Origin of the sequence: Bacteroides sp. FSHCM14E1 (assembly GCF_019633785.1) — a bacterium.
Classification (GTDB): domain Bacteria; phylum Bacteroidota; class Bacteroidia; order Bacteroidales; family Bacteroidaceae; genus Bacteroides; species Bacteroides hominis.
The window spans coordinates 216,055-231,996 of record NZ_JADKYL010000003.1; the positions used below are offsets into that span (position 1 = coordinate 216,055).

14 protein-coding genes are annotated in these 15,942 nt (G+C 41.8%); 4 read left to right on the forward strand and 10 right to left on the reverse strand.

The features are described 5' to 3' along the window. Positions 1-47: 47 nt before the first annotated feature. The 6 genes from ISX59_RS06590 to ISX59_RS06615 form a co-directional block, all read right to left on the reverse strand. A complete protein-coding gene (locus tag ISX59_RS06590) occupies positions 48-1,448 on the reverse strand; it encodes an alkaline phosphatase (RefSeq protein WP_005778990.1) in 1,401 nt (466 codons plus the stop codon). A 222-nt stretch (positions 1,449-1,670) separates the two neighbouring features. Beyond that, the gene (locus ISX59_RS06595) at positions 1,671-2,867 is read right to left on the reverse strand and encodes an acetate kinase (protein ID WP_032542899.1); all 1,197 of its coding nucleotides are present in this window, start codon (positions 2,865-2,867) and stop codon (positions 1,671-1,673) included. Positions 2,868-2,885: 18 nt separating this feature from the next. Beyond that, positions 2,886-3,905, reverse strand: coding sequence for a phosphate acetyltransferase (gene pta, locus ISX59_RS06600; protein ID WP_005810809.1), 1,020 nt, complete (start codon positions 3,903-3,905; stop codon positions 2,886-2,888). 133 nt (positions 3,906-4,038) lie between these two features. Continuing rightward, positions 4,039-5,592 (reverse strand): hypothetical protein, encoded by a 1,554-nt coding sequence (locus ISX59_RS06605; protein WP_175414002.1) that lies wholly within the window; start codon positions 5,590-5,592, stop codon positions 4,039-4,041. Between the two features lie 44 nt (positions 5,593-5,636). Beyond that, positions 5,637-6,434 (reverse strand): DUF4384 domain-containing protein, encoded by a 798-nt coding sequence (locus ISX59_RS06610; protein ID WP_032540314.1) that lies wholly within the window; start codon positions 6,432-6,434, stop codon positions 5,637-5,639. A gap of 25 nt (positions 6,435-6,459) precedes the next feature. Next, positions 6,460-7,143, reverse strand: a complete 684-nt coding sequence (locus tag ISX59_RS06615) for a hypothetical protein (protein WP_005778995.1) — start codon at positions 7,141-7,143, stop codon at positions 6,460-6,462. A gap of 208 nt (positions 7,144-7,351) precedes the next feature. Between ISX59_RS06615 and ISX59_RS06620 the strand changes: the two genes are divergently transcribed. From ISX59_RS06620 to eis, 4 genes are read left to right on the forward strand one after another with little or no spacing between them, the layout of a single operon-like run. After that, positions 7,352-7,690, forward strand: a complete 339-nt coding sequence (locus tag ISX59_RS06620; RefSeq protein WP_005784314.1) for a CidA/LrgA family protein — start codon at positions 7,352-7,354, stop codon at positions 7,688-7,690. Next, a complete protein-coding gene (locus ISX59_RS06625; protein WP_005778997.1) occupies positions 7,687-8,382 on the forward strand; it encodes an LrgB family protein in 696 nt (231 codons plus the stop codon). Before ISX59_RS06620 ends, ISX59_RS06625 begins: the two co-directional genes overlap by 4 nt. Before the next feature lie 55 nt (positions 8,383-8,437). After that, positions 8,438-9,355: a DUF2156 domain-containing protein gene (locus tag ISX59_RS06630; RefSeq protein WP_005778998.1), complete on the forward strand. Its 918-nt coding sequence runs from the start codon at positions 8,438-8,440 to the stop codon at positions 9,353-9,355. A gap of 7 nt (positions 9,356-9,362) precedes the next feature. After that, positions 9,363-10,379, forward strand: a complete 1,017-nt coding sequence (gene eis, locus ISX59_RS06635) for an enhanced intracellular survival protein Eis (RefSeq protein ID WP_005778999.1) — start codon at positions 9,363-9,365, stop codon at positions 10,377-10,379. A gap of 87 nt (positions 10,380-10,466) precedes the next feature. On the opposite strand, the gene ISX59_RS06640 is transcribed toward eis, so the two are convergent. The 4 genes from ISX59_RS06640 to ISX59_RS06655 form a co-directional block, all read right to left on the reverse strand. Then, positions 10,467-11,663 (reverse strand): BF3164 family lipoprotein, encoded by a 1,197-nt coding sequence (locus ISX59_RS06640; RefSeq protein ID WP_032540315.1) that lies wholly within the window; start codon positions 11,661-11,663, stop codon positions 10,467-10,469. After that, complete coding sequence (locus tag ISX59_RS06645; RefSeq protein WP_032540316.1) at positions 11,632-13,545, reverse strand: discoidin domain-containing protein; 1,914 nt, start codon at positions 13,543-13,545, stop codon at positions 11,632-11,634. The genes ISX59_RS06640 and ISX59_RS06645 overlap by 32 nt, the downstream gene beginning before the upstream one ends. A gap of 107 nt (positions 13,546-13,652) precedes the next feature. Beyond that, positions 13,653-14,774 carry a BF3164 family lipoprotein gene (locus tag ISX59_RS06650; RefSeq protein ID WP_032540318.1) on the reverse strand — a complete coding sequence of 374 codons (1,122 nt, stop codon included), beginning with the start codon at positions 14,772-14,774 and terminating at the stop codon, positions 13,653-13,655. Positions 14,775-14,825: 51 nt separating this feature from the next. Beyond that, positions 14,826-15,926 (reverse strand): 6-bladed beta-propeller, encoded by a 1,101-nt coding sequence (locus ISX59_RS06655; RefSeq protein WP_032540320.1) that lies wholly within the window; start codon positions 15,924-15,926, stop codon positions 14,826-14,828. Between the last annotated feature and the right edge of the window lie 16 nt (positions 15,927-15,942).

Below are 15,942 nucleotides of genomic sequence, written 5' to 3' on the forward strand. Positions count from 1 at the left end.
AAATCCTCTGTATACTCTGCGGGCTCTATGGTGAACTTACCTGCCGGTTACTTATATCCGCCCGCTTTTGCAATACGTCTCGGAATCTCTGTATTATCCATTTTACCGATGAACAGATCAGAACCGGCACCGATAGCAAACACCGGCACATATCCTGCAGAATGCCCACCGCTGGTCCAGCCTACCATAGCGATTTGATCCATCACCTCTTTGGCTTTGGCTGCCATCGGTTCGGTCTTGGCATACATACTCTCGGCAAATTCTACTTTATTTTTCACGAATGACTTTTCATATTCGTCACGCAGTTTCTTTTCCTGCTCCCACGAGATAGGAAGTACAGACCAGAAGCCCATCTGTTCGGACAACAGATTTTTAACGTCTTCCCAAGCCACATGGTTGTTCTTAGCTTTGCGCAAATCACTGATCTTCTTAGACAATTCTTCAGCAGATGCCTTCTGGTTTTCAAGTGCTTTAAGATTCAGAGCGTATCTTCCGGTTCCCAATGCCATACCACCTGTCTCATGATCGGCAGTTACTACAATCAGGGTTTCTTTCGGATGTTTTTTGTAGAATTCATAAGCAACTTTGATCGCATTATCCATATCGGCTACTTCGTGGAACACTGTAGCAGCATCATTTCCATGGCATGCCCAGTCTATCTTACCACCTTCTACCATCAGGAAGAAACCTTTATTTTTTCCTTTGGTCAGAAAATCAATCGCGCTTTCCGTTATCTGTGTGAGGGTTAAGTCACCTTCTTTACTGTCGATAGCATAAGGCAAAGAACCCGCATCGGCACCTTCCTCCTGAATCAAAATCATCTTACCGGCTGTGGCAGCTTTAGCCTTATAATCGTTATATCCACGGGCAATGGTGTAACCGGCTTCTTCGAACATCGGGAAAACGCTCGGAGCTTCTTTTTTGTCGTAAGTAGTAGTCGGTTTCAGGAAACCGGCACCAGCATAAAAGTCAAAACCGGCTTTAGGAAGATCGGTAGCTATTTCATAATACATATTACGATCCGGCTGGTGTGCATAGAAAGCTGCAGGAGTAGCATGATCGACGCTTACACTGGTAGTAACCCCAACCTTCTTGCCGGCTTTCTTAGCTTTCTCGGCAACAGTCTGTAAGGGATTCTTCTGATCATCCATGCCAATAGCACCATTATAGGTCTTTTCACCGGTTGAAAGGGCTGTCCCGGCAGCAGAAGAATCTGTCACAGAGTTGGTAGCAGAAAAAGTAGTAGCCATCGTTCCGACGGGAAACCGGGTGAAAAGCAAAGGCTCCACACCAATGCGCCCTTTCTGGATTTCGGCACGGTACATCTCCGTACCATTTACTTGGTTCACACCCATTCCATCACCAATGAAATAGAAAACATATTTTGCCTGAGCATTCGCAATAACTGCCACACAGACAAAAAGAAAGAAATAAAAAAGTCGTTTCATTCTTGTATCATTTAAGTTTATTTGAGTTAGTGATAGCAAAGATAAAACTTTTAAAATGAAGAAAAGGAGAAAGGGGTATGAATATTCTGTTAAATAGCTCGTCCCCGGCTGCTTAGCGCTCAAAAACGGATTGCCTCCCTCCACACCCAAACTATATAAAAAGCCGGAGTACAGAGAATAAATCTCCGCCTCCGGCCTTTCCTCTATATTACTTATCAACCTTTATTTATCCAGGATAGCCATTGTATCAGACGCAATCAGCAATTCTTCGTCTGTAGGGATCACCACTACCTTCACTCTTGAGTCATCAGCTGAGATCATGGCCTCTTCACCACGAACCTTATTCTTTTCAGCGTCGAGTTTCACGCCCAGAAATTCCAGTCCTTCACAAACACCGGCACGGCAAGTTGCCTGATTTTCACCGACACCACCTGTGAACAGGATAACGTCTACGCCTCCTAAAGCAGCAGCATATGCACCAATATATTTCTTAATGCGGTAGAAATACATCTGTTCTGTCAAGATAGCCTGAGGATCACCTTTTGCAACGGCAGCCTCCAAGTCACGCATATCACTTGAACCGTTCATCATACCAGCCACACCGCTTTTCTTATTCAACAGGTTGGAAATGCCTGTAGTTGTCAAACCTTCCTTATCCATAATGAATGTTACAGCTCCGGCATCGATATCACCAGAACGGGTACCCATCATCAAACCTTCCAACGGTGTCAATCCCATAGAAGTATCGATACATTTGCCATCTTTGATAGCGGCGATCGAACCACCATTTCCGATATGGCAAGTAATCAGTTTCAGTCCTTCCGGTTTAATCCCCAGATATTCGCACACGCGCTGTGAAACGTAACGATGGGAAGTTCCGTGGAAACCATAACGACGTACACCGTACTTTTTGTACAATTCATAAGGAATAGCATACAGGTATGCATATTCCGGCATGGTTTGGTGGAATGCAGTGTCGAATACACCGATTTGCGGAACATTCGGCAGAATAGCCGTAATGGCATCAACTCCTTTCAGGTTAGCAGGATTGTGGAGGGGAGCCAGATCGTTGCAGGCAGCGAAAGCTTCAAGCACTTCTTTAGTCAGTAATACTGATTTACTGAAGCGTTCACCCCCGTGTACCATACGATGACCTACGGCATTGATCTCTTCAAGTGATTTGATAGCGCCATATTCCGGGCTTACCAAGGTATTCAGGATGAACTCTACCCCTACAGTATGTTCCGGAATATCCTTCTCAAGGATTTTCTTCTCACCGTTGGGCAAAGTCAGTTTCAGGAATGAATCTTTCAAACCGATTTTTTCGATTCCTCCCTGGGCAATCACTTCTTTGCTGTCCATATCGAACAGCTTGTATTTGATAGATGAACTACCACAGTTCAACACTAAAACTTTCATATCTGATTTTCGATTTAATTATTTACCATTCTTTGCAGCAATCGCCTGATTGGCTGTGATTGCAATCATTCTGTATACGTCTTCAATAGAACATCCGCGTGAAAGATCGTTTACCGGGCGGGCAATACCCTGAAGAATCGGGCCTACAGCATCGGCATGTCCCAAACGCTGCACCAGTTTATAAGAAATATTACCAACTTCCAGACTCGGCACAATCAGCACATTTGCCTCACCGGCAACCGGAGAACCGGGAGCCTTGCTCGCACCTACCGAAGGAACCAGAGCAGCATCCGCCTGCATTTCACCATCGATATTCAAATCGGGTGCCATCTCTTTAGCTAATTTCAATGCCTCTACCACCTTGTCCACATTTTCATGCTTTGCCGAACCTTTAGTAGAGAAACTAAGCATTGCTACTTTCGGATCAGCTATTCCTGCTACCGCCTGAGCAGTACGCGCTGTACAAACGGCAATCTGTGCCAGTTGTGAAGCGTCCGGAACCGGAGTTACAGCAACATCCCCCATCACCAGCAGACCATTCTGACCGCATTCCGGTGCATGTGTCAACAGCAGCATAGCACCCGACACACATGTAATCCCCGGAGATGTCTTTATAATCTGGAGAGCCGGACGAAGCACATCTCCCGTAGTATTACGGGCACCCGCCAATTGTCCGTCAGCGTCACCACTTTTAATGATCAGACAGCCCAGATACAACGGATCGAGTACCAATTTACGGGCTTCTTCGATAGTCATACCTTTTTTCTTACGGAGTTCGCACAACAATTGCGCATATTCTTCTTTCTTCGGATGATTCTCAGGATCAATAATAGTGGCCCTGTTGATATTTCCGAGTCCCCATTTGGCAGCGGCAGCATTAATTTCTTCCGGATTACCCAAAAGAATCAAATCTGCAACTTCATCTGTCAAAATCTGATTGGCAGCTTTCAAGGTACGTTCCTCTGTACCTTCGGGAAGGACAATGCGCTGGCGATTAGCTTGCGCACGCGCAACGATAGAGTTAATTAAATTAAGCATAGATATTTAATATTGTATATAAATTCAGTAGGGTGTGTTATTTCACGCCGCAAAAGTACACAATATTGCAATATCAACATTGCAATTCGGGGTATTTTTTACCCCGAACCTGCAATTATTATAATATTTAACACTAACGGATTATTTCCGGAGCTACACTCTTGAAACGATCCATACACATTCCTATCGGTGCACCGATATAAGTAGGATCACAAATAAGATATTTTTTACCATCCAGCAAGATGTAGTCACCCGAGATTTCTTCGTTGAACCGGACAGCCGAAGCGATATGGTTCGGATAGTCGAGCAGCACAGCGTCCAATCCCATCAAGTCTTTCACCAGATTGGAGAACAAGATGGCACGGTCCTCACAGTCACAAGCCGGATAATAAAAATTCTCGTCCATGAAGAAAGGCTTTTCATAGCCAAATTGTTCACCATCTGTCTGATATTGAAATGAATTCTGTACAAAATCAATCAGAATGTTCGCAGCATCCTTCTCTGATTTTCCCTTTATAGCTGTCTGCAAAGACGGATAAAGGGCACTCTTCAACTCTTTGCTCATGGGTGTTTTATAGTAGACAGCAACTTCACATTGCGGATAATCTTTATAAAAGTCCATCAGGTTCTTATTGACAACCGCATTGATTTGAAGAAGAGATTTTTCCGAAGGAGATACTGTTTTACCTAACTCTTGCATACCGAACTGTGGCACAGCGTTCAAATCCATACACACCAGATTCTTGGCATTGGCAAAATCCTGACTGTAGGTATAAACAGCCATCGAACCGCCCTTATCTGCTTCAAACACATAGTACTTGACGCCCTTGAAAGTAATATACGGAACACCGAATATAGTTCCTGCCGGAGCCACCAACAACTTCAGCTTATCGTTTATTTTAGACAGACGCACCTTATATCCACATTTATTGAGAATAAACATCTGTAAAAAAGCAACATCATCTTTCCGGGCAGCACCACACATTTGTACCCCTAACTGTTTAATGAACAGCAAGAATGCCCAGTCGTTCATCCGGTGCTCATTCTTCAAACGGACGCAATCGTTAATCAATTGCTCGTGATCGGCTTTACACAACCGGCTCCAAGCAGCCGCAACTTTACTCTCGCTTGTCCCCCCCAGTACAAAGTCTTCAATAATATCCGTAGCCACCTCAAACTGAGTACCATAGAACTCAATCACATTGCGACGGGCCGAACTTCCGGGCAGCGGAACCGGGATATCAACTTTCACAGGAGTATAAGGTTTACCCGGTACATAGACACCGGGTGCCGGCTTATCTGCTACCGCAGGCAGATCCGGCTTTTTAACTTCCACATTTACTTTATCCCCTACTCCCGGTTTATCGGACACAGGTATTTTGGGAGCCGCCGGCTTAATCTCTACCGGAGCAGGGACAGGTTTCTTTTTATCGAAAAGTGTCGGTTTCACCGGTTCCGGTCGTGTCGGCATTGAATCCCCCACAGAGGCATTATACTTTTGCCACGCTTCCTTCAGAAATGTGGCAAACTCTTCGTCTGCTTTATTTTTAAAGTCTTTATATTCTTTCTGCTGTTTCTTTTGGAAATTATCAAACTCCTTCTGATAGTTCACATCCTGTGCCATAGCAACGGATGGAACCAGAAAGAGTGACGCAAAAACGAAAGAAAAGTAATATTTCGTTTTCATCATAATAAGTGATTAATGATTAACGGTCAGTAGTTCGGGAACCACTATTTTATAAGTACCATATCATAAAAAGCACAACGCTGAACTGCCGGAATAGAGTACACCCACTCTAATACATTCTGATAAGTGACCTCTTTAGTAAACGGAATATCCTCTTTAGTTGCCACCATCATCATATTTATCTTCTCGCTCTCCTTGTTATGCTGTTTCTCCATACGATAGTCCACAGCATTACTGAAAGGAATCGAATATTCTTTGCCGGCTTTCAACAACGTATTGGGTTCGTAACTATTAGGATAAAGCAAAGCTCCCCCATTACTGTCGAACCAGAAAAACTTCAAGTATGAATCCGTACCATGTACAGTCAATTTACAGTGAAACACATCCCCCTCACGATAGAGTGTCTCCACCCCTTTCACTTCGAGAGCATACGAACTGTCCGGTTTATCCTCTTTCTGCACTTCGGCATCGATGGTTACTACCTTATACAAGCTGCGTGTATCTGTGTCCCAAACCTCTTCTACCTTTTTATTAGTAATATTCACCATTCCTCCGATAGCAAGCACATTCATTTGCGAATAAGCTTCGTGAAGCTCCTGTCCGTCTTCCTGGGTAATCTGCCCAAAAACAGACCACACATTCTCCATCACGCCCGCCTTTTGCAAAGCAGCTTTCTTTGCTTCCATAAAAGCACGCTCTTCCGCCTGCTTCAATGTGATGTCATCGCTGACCTGCCAACGCCCTTGTACACCTTTCACTTTTACGGGTTTCTGCGCGTAAAGAGCGCTGGCAGCGGTCAATAAAAGTACAGCTAAAATTCCTAATAGCCTGTTTATGTTCATTCAGTTTGCCTTTTTATATTAAAACTCACTGAGCAAGTTTATCCAGTTCTTTAGCCAGTTCCGGTGATTTTTTAGCCAATTCTTCGCTAAGCGCTTTGACAGCAACTTTGTTTGCCGCCTCCAGACTGTAACCAATGGTAACCATTACCTCAACATTTTTATTTGGCAATGTCCTGTACACTTCCACCAAAGGAATAGTGCGCCCCAATGTTCCGCTGATAATACTTTTTCCGGCAGCTACAGCACTCGACAGGCTGGCCGCTTCTTCCTGTCCCATATCGTCATTGGCAACCTTCGATTCAATCAGTTGAGTCACCTTTGTCTGAACCTGTCCGGCAATGTCAATCTTAGCAGTATTGGTTGCCTGCATAGCCGCAGCCGACTGATTTCCACCAATCACTCTTGCAGTTGCTATATACCAATATGGATTGCCATTCATATCAATTTCCATCTGTTTTTCCCATGAATTTTCCAGCTGTTTGTCCAACGGCAATTTTCCAACCGGAGTCTTGAAGCCTTCTTTTGCCAGTGCTTTCGCCTCTTTGCGGGCTTCTTTAATCGCTTTTTTCTGCAAATCTTTGTTGATTACTTTTTCGTCCTTTTGAATTGCTTTATAAGCCTTACCTGTCGCTTTTTCTTGTGCAAATGCATTTAAAGAAATCATCATTGCCAGTGTTGCAAAAACACTGATTAACAAACTCTTTTTCATGTCAATTCTGTTTTTAGTAGTTAATATTCGTTATGTATATTCGTTTTTCATTTTGCAAAAATAGATAAAGTAATCCATTTCGTTTACTTTTTCTTGATTTTTTTGTAGTTGCCCACTGTTAAAAAAGAATCTTCGTACCATATTAGTTGATACCCTAACTCTATTTTTCATAACTTTGCAACGTTTTCAAAATTCAATAGGTAATAGTATGATACGTCAGTGTGCCATTTTATTTGGCTGTTTGGCTTTGGGTGAATTGATTGTTTATCTCACGGGAATTAAGCTCCCGTCCAGCATCATCGGGATGTTGCTGCTCACCCTTTTTTTAAAATTAGGTTGGATCAAATTGCATTGGGTGCAAGGAATGTCCGACTTTCTGGTTGCTAATCTTGGTTTCTTCTTCATCCCCCCGGGAGTGGCCCTGATGTTGTATTTCGACATCATTGCGGCGCAATTCTGGCCGATTGTGATAGCTACCTTAGTCAGTACCCTGCTGGTGCTTGTCATCACCGGATGGGTTCATCAATTAACACGTAAACTCAAATGAACTATTTAGAAAATGAATTTTTCCTGTTGGCAATCACTTTTGGGATTTACTTCTTTGCCAAGCTTTTACAGAAAAAGACAGGAATTCTGTTGCTAAATCCGATCCTGTTGACTATTGCAGTCATTATTATCTTCCTCAAAATAACAAACATCTCTTTTGAGACTTACAATCAGGGTGGACATCTGATTGAATTTTGGCTGAAGCCGGCAGTCGTAGCACTTGGAGTTCCTTTATATCTGCAACTTGAAACCATAAAAAAACAGCTGCTTCCCATCATTCTGTCCCAATTGGCCGGCTGTATCGTCGGTGTGATATCAGTAGTATTGATAGCCAAGTTAATGGGAGCCTCGCAGGAAGTAATTCTGTCACTTGCTCCTAAATCGGTAACCACTCCGATTGCTATGGAAGTCACTAAAACATTGGGGGGAATTCCGTCACTGACAGCAGCTGTAGTAGTATGTGTAGGTCTGCTGGGTGCTGTATTAGGTTTCAAGACCATGAAAATCATGCACGTAGGTAGTCCTATAGCTCAAGGACTCTCCATGGGTACGGCCGCACATGCCGTCGGCACCTCAACGGCTATGGACATCAGTAGCAAATACGGAGCCTATGCAAGTCTTGGCTTAACGCTCAACGGTATATTTACCGCATTGTTGACTCCAACTATTTTACGAATGTTAGGCATTCTCTAACAAAATCGTTTTATCTTTGTTATATATAAACAGTTAATTAGGAAACAAAAACTTTATGATCGCATTCAAAGATATAACGATCCAGGATAAGGATACCATCACAGCTTACACGATGAATAGTTGTCGCCGCAACTGCGACCTATCTTTTTCAAACTTATGCAGCTGGCGGTTCTTGTATCACACCAAGTTTGCCATAGTCGACAATTTTCTGGTTTTCAAATTTTGGGCCGGTGATGAACTGGCTTATATGATGCCTGTCGGTGAAGGAAACCTCGAAAAGGTATTGAACGAACTGGTTGAGGATGCCCGGCAGGAGGGCGAACCTTTTTGTATGCTGGGTGTCTGTTCGTGTATGCGCGAAGACCTTGAGGCTATCATGCCCGGTCAGTTTGGATTCACGGTTGACCGTGATTATGCCGACTACATTTATTTGCGCAGCGATCTCGCAACACTGAAGGGAAAAAAATTCCAGTCAAAGCGGAATCACATCAACAAATTTCGCAACACATACCCTGATTACGAATACACTCCGATCACCAAAGACAGAATTCAGGAATGTCTGGAACTGGAAGCAAAATGGTGCAAAGCCAATGACTGTGACCAGCAGGAGGGAACCGGAAACGAGCGCCGTGCTTTGCTCTATGCCCTCAACCATTTCGAAGAGTTAGGATTAACGGGAGGTATCCTGCATGTCAATGGTCAGATTGTAGCTTTTACTTTCGGCATGCCGATCAATAAAGAAACCTTCGGTGTACATGTGGAAAAAGCAGATACGAATATTGATGGAGCTTATGCCATGATCAATTACGAATTTGCCAACCACATCCCCGAACAATATATTTACATCAACCGTGAAGAAGATTTGGGAATAGAAGGGTTGCGTAAAGCTAAGCTCTCATATCACCCGGAAACGATTCTGGAGAAATATATGGCTTGTTTGAAAGAACAACCTGTAGAAATGATAAAATGGTAGCATACTGATGATAAGAGAACAGGTAAAATCATTATGGAAATTGTGTTTCGATGATAGCGAAGCATTCATCGAACTCTACTTCCGGCTTCGTTATAACAACGAAGTCAACTTAGCCATCCAAAGTGGCGAAGAAGTGATTGCTGCGCTCCAAATGCTCCCTTATCCCATGACGTTTTGTGGTCAAACCGTGCCTACTTCATACATATCCGGCGCATGCACTCATCCCGACTATCGAAGCAAAGGAGTGATGCGCGAACTACTGTCACAAAGTTTTGCACGTATGCTCCGCAACGGTGTCCTGTTTAGTACGCTTATTCCCGCTGAACCCTGGTTGTTCGGTTATTATGCAAAAGCAGGTTATGCCCCGGTTTTCCGCATCTCTCACCAATCCTTCTCTCTTTCAGAATTACCTGCCGATTCGGAAACGGGCAGCATTGAGGAAGTTACAGAATACCAAGAAGATGTTTATCAATATTTGAACGGCAAATTATCAGAACGTACCTGTTGTTTACAACATACGTCTACTGATTTCAAAGTAGTTCTTGCCGATCTTGCCTTGACACAAAATACCGCTCTCGTAGCCCGAAAGGACAATCGAATAACGGGTATAGCTGTTGTCTATAAACACGATAATACCTCGTATATCAACGAGTTATTTGCTGACAATGAAGCTGTCCGGGCACAATTGCTCTGCCGGGCCGGGCTAAGGAATGGCACCGACCGGATCATTCTTCAACTTCCTCCTGTAGCCTCCCTGCCCAACGAAACATTAGGAATGGCACGTGTCATTGATGCCCGAACAGTTCTTCAGCTCTACGCAGCCAGTCATCCGGAAATAGAAATGAACATTGAACTGACCGATGAACAATTGTCAGCCAATAACGGATATTATTATCTTTGCAATGGAAAGTGCATGACCAGTGAGGTCCGCTTACCGGGAGCACACACCCGAATGACCATCGGTGAACTATCAGAAAAAATACTGTGCGAGATGCAACCGTATATGAGTCTGATGATGAACTAAACCTTTCAGTCCTCAGGAAAAAAGAGGTTCACAACAGAATTAACAATATTAATTCATCCAGTTAGTAATAAGCACACATCTTTATTATTACATATTTATAGTCACCAAAAAGAAGCCATCTTCTTCTGTGTAACCAACGGCATAAATACAATGTCTGCGTTCATCAATTGTCAAACAACGCAAGTTTAAATCTAACTGATATATCTTCTGAAGGTTGCCTTGCCAGTCAAATACTAAATTTTTTTTCCCTAACAAAGGATTCTCTTCTGCTGTTTCTCCATTGTAAATAGCATAAACGGCACTATCAGTCACAGAAACATCCTCAAAGCCATAAACCCACCCCTCATGTTCTTTTGAGATTTGCGACTTTTTGATAGGTACCTCCAGTTGCCTGGAGTACACATGATGTATTGAATCGGGCAGCCCCTTTAAATCATAGAACTGAATTAACGCACCCCTATAAGTTGCAAAAACGGCTTTTCCCCAGTCGGGAGATATCTTAAACAAAGCAGGATCAAATAGCATCTTTTGCAAATCATTCTCCGGATCCACCAGCAAATCTGACAATGCGGGGTAGTTTCCCAATTGGTTCATAATCTGGCAAGCACTATCCAATACGGCAAAACGCCTCTGTTGAAATATGCCACGCTCCCCTAAGGCGATATAATGCTTACCACAAGGAATCATTTCTTTAAAATGTGTATCTTTGCTTCCTTCCATTCCCCTTAAAGAGTGACTATCACTATATTTAAAAAAGTCTCCATATTTACGATAAGTTACCAGAGCCCTTTTATTGGCACTAAAATAAGATAAAGTTCCTTTTGTCCGGTCCCATACAGTATTCAAAGTTGCATCCGAATATTCCCCCGGTCCATCTCCCCAAAGACAAAACTCTTCTTTCAATAACCCATCCGTCAAGTTTATCAGATGGAAAAGTTTGGTAACAGCCCGTTTATCTTGAACAATCAAGCAATCACCATCTATCCACATACACTCCGGATAAGAGAATAAATAATCAGTCCGTACCACCTGATAAGGAACAGAAGTAGCAGAAGTTAAATCTAACGGTAAAACAGGAATAAACACCTCCTCCGGTTGTCTTTGGCATGAAACAACCAAGAATAATATTCCTAAAACGGCTGTAAGTTTAAGTCGCATGTCTTTTAATAGCAATATCTCCATAGTACACCAATTAAGATTAGACCCACAAATATATAACATATCCACCTGTATGCCATCGCACACCCGACTTTTATAAATCAAACGTAAAAGTTTGCCTTCCATTTTTATAGATAAAAACCTGTTCTTCCCGTCCTTTGGTACAGTTTCTCAACCACAATAAGGCATTCTGCGGAACTAAAAATTCAATTTTTCTTTCCGTCGCCACTTTCCTGCCTAATGACTTCCATCCATTGATTCCGTCTTGATAGAATAACTCATAATTATCCCCGGGCCAAATGTAATTATCATCGTTACGCGGAGAGAAAACAATTCTTTCAATCGGCATACTTTCTCCCAGATCATAGGCCAGATAAGAAGATGTATCACGTGCCTGAAAATAAGTCAATATATTGCCATCTGTAACATACTCTAATTTTGCAATCGGTTCTATACTGTTTATCCTCCTCAACCGAATCTTCTCCTGACACAGTGAATCCTTAAATAGTGCCAGTTCCGCCAACTCCATTCTTTTCCCTGCCGGAGCAACATACCGCACATACCTATGCTTCTTTCTTGAAGGCGGAGTTAATATGCAATAATTAGTGGTAAGCGTATCCTCAAATTGCCATAACAGATCTGCATGTATAAATGACAAATCACTGGCAGCTTCAATCTTTGCCCCTATAACTGCTCGATAAGCCCATTCCGCAATTGTCTTTTGCTGAGGCATTTTCCGCCTTAATATAGCTTCCTTCATCAAATCGATATTGGGTTTCAGCAAAACAAACTCACCTCCCCTTTTAGATATGAACGGATATCCCGCCGGATAAAGTTTTCCTCCATCTCCCTGATAAAGAGTCTGATAAATCACATCGGGTTCTATATCCCGGAAAGTAACCTTACCCGCATTACCAAGTGCCATATCTACAGGAATCCATCCGCCGGGACTGAATATCCCTAAGTAGATGTATTGCTCTCCAGGTATTTGTATCGGTATTGTCGTATCATTGCTTCCAAAATATTCAGATGTCACATCTTTCACAAATCTATTTCTAAACACAGGATACAACCGTTTATTGCCCGAAATCCCGGAGATTTTCTCAGGTTGTACGCCAAAACAATAGCGATACACCTTCCCCTTTTTCCTTCCGTCATGCCGTAAGGTATCACGTGACGCTTCAAACTCATTAAATCCGAATTGAAGAAAAGTTCCCGTTGTGTCACGCAACATCGTCCAACAATGATAATGTTGATAATCGGGTGAATAAGCAAAATAGTCGGTCGCAACAGGAATTCCACAAGCACGCATAGCATATATTGTCAGGTCGCATGCTTCACGACAATAACCAATCCGATTATGATAAAGAAAAACAGCATCCAAGTGAGGTATCCGAAAATCAGTATTGTAGATGTAATACAGCTTTCTCAGTTTCCCGTCAATGATCTTAGAAGCTTCAATAACATCATCCCCCTTATAAAGAGAATCGAGTAGAGTTCCATAATCTTCATAATACAATTTACGCCAATCCGATAAAGGTTCATCGGCTATTCTGTAAGGTAATATCAGTTCGCAAAAATCATCGAACGGCAAATTTCTATTCCAAGGATATTTCCTCCAAACTTCAAAAGCCAGGTCTATATTATCTATCAAATATTCCGCTGTTATCACTTGGGCGTCATATATCTTGGAGAGAGAGTCAAAGGAAATTCTGTTCCATTTATTCTTCTCCCTTTTAGATATAGGACGCCCTTCACAAACCCCAACTAATAAATGGTGAATAGAATCAAGTTCATTTCCTTCATAAGAATACCATCCCGGCATATTACGAATTAAAAAACGAGCTGCCTCCAATTTTTCCGGATCAGTTCTATAATGTTCTAATACCTTTTCAAGCTCCACGCGATTATCGCCGGCAAATTCCAAAGCATATTCCAACCGCCTATCTTTCTCCGATTGACAAGCTGCCAAAGTTAAAACTAACAGGATAAACAGTATATATTTCATAGTAAAAAAAATGCTTATTTTCTATTCAGACTTATTCTTTCTAAGATATTCATGTTTTAGGATTGAATTTGACATCGGAGGCAATCCTATTATTTTAGTTGATGAATTCATAAGCCTGTGTTAGGAACCAAGAAATCATCCAGGTCTAAATAAAGCACGTCATCTATTTGGGGATTTGTCACATATAATCTATTTCGGATAGGATCTATCCACATCTGCCCAATGCTATAATCCGTCTCTATTTTTTGTATCAGATTCCCATCCCAATCATATACATGAATGATATTCATGTGTGGAGTCTCAAAACGTTCCCAACGCTCTTTTCCCCAATATACTGCATATATGTAATTGTCATCCGCCTGAACCCTTGTAAAATACGACTTTATTTTTTCATCACTTTTAAAAACAGAAAAGTCCGGTTCACCTTCCAAACGATAGCCGCTCACATGACCTGTTTCAAGATCCAGAATATTCAATTGCGCAAGATGAACCATAGCTTGCACCACTTTAGTTCCATCCGGTTTAATGGCATCATTCGAGTAGAAAAAAGACTCCGGCAGAATGGAAGCTTCATCATTCCTTATCGACTTCTTATAGCTTGAAAAGCTCTTCAGCAACTTATTCGTGTCAAGTGTCCGTTTTTGATAAGCGGGCAAAGTAGCTTCTTTATCATTAAGCGGGAACGACTGTAACTCTGTAATTAATGTATTTTCATCCTTCAGAAACATCAAATAGTATGGAGCACCTCCATTCTCCTCTCTCCAGGGATAGGAGATTTGCTTATCCATAACAGTGGTGTCCCGCTTGATCGACTGAGTTATATTCCAGATAAATAGCTTCTCTTCATTAGGAGCGAACAGTAGAGTTTTCAGATCCCCTTTTTCTTTAAAGAAATGAAAAATCGGACCCAAAGCGGCAACTTCCCCAGGACCACTTCCTCTATAACAAAAAGTGCCTATTTCTTTTCCGGTGTCTACATTAAATATATTATAAAAGCGATCCGGTAATTTAGGATTCATAAAAAACATCAGTGAGTCGTATGTGGATAGCCATCCAAAATTCGCTCCATCCAATGGAAGTATTTTCAATGTAGCTTTCTTCGTGTCTTTGATACTATCTTCAATCGTTTGAATTTTACCATTGAAGTATGCGGTGTCATCATTTTCATGACAACTAACGCAAATATTCAATATTAGTGCAAGACTAAATATCACTTTAATGATATGCATATCTTAAATTTAGTTTATATTGTGATTATTATTTAAAAATCAACAGAATAGTCATTTTAATCTCAAAAGACTAAGTATCGCAGTTTGCTCATTTATCTCCTGTTGCTGATAAGCGGACGGAAATGCATCATCCGGGAATTCATCCGTATAAACTGTGACAAATGTATTAGGGATATTAGATGAAACCGGACGTCCCATTTCCGAATATCCCGGAATATCCATCTTGGTCAAATTTCCTTGCTCTATCCGCCCATCCTTCTTAAAATAGACAGACCACATTCCCTTATTTGCTGAATTAAAAGACCAAAGAGAGAAAACAAGATTCTTTCCATCCACCGTGAAAAGACTGTATGTACACTCCTCTTTCGTCTCGTACAATTCCCGGTCCGAGCAGTGAAAATCCGCCAACATAGGCAAATTAGACTTCTGCCTCATGGTTCTTACCACTGTATCATTCACAGCATCATATTGATAATAGCTTCCATCTACCGGATTATAAATTTTTATGGTTCCATCCTCTTGAGCACACAGTGTATTCCAAGCAGAATGCACATAAGGAATCCCCTTTTCATATTCTAACAAATTCTTCACTCTTCTCCCTTTCTGATCCAGAATCCAAAGTCCCTTACAATTCTCATCTTCAGAAGGACGATGGCAGAGAAAACGGCCATCCGGCAACTCAACAACATCATTGAAAACAAGAGAATAAGGGAAGCTCAACGAATGACGAAATTCTCCATCAAAACCGTAAGAATAAATAGTCCGTTTACCCATATCACAGACATAAACACAATCTTTTCCTACGAAAAAAGAGTCCATCTCTCTATACTCTCCCGGTCCCTCACCCCGCTGACCAATCGTATTCAAAAAAGTACCATTCTTATCAAACCGGAATGCCATTTCTTGCTTTCTATCCGAAATGTAATAACAAGAATCTTTTGAAATTACATTATCGACCATACCCCAAAAATAAGGAGAAGGTAATTGCAGCCTGACAGACTCAATGGTGTCCACCAATACAGACATCGGCAGATATGGATTAGAAATAGACAGATCGACCGTCATTTCAAACCCCTTATCAATCTGTTTCTGACAAGATGAAACACAATACGTAAACAATATTCCCAATACTACTAAACTGAAGTTTCTCATAATATAAAAATTTAAC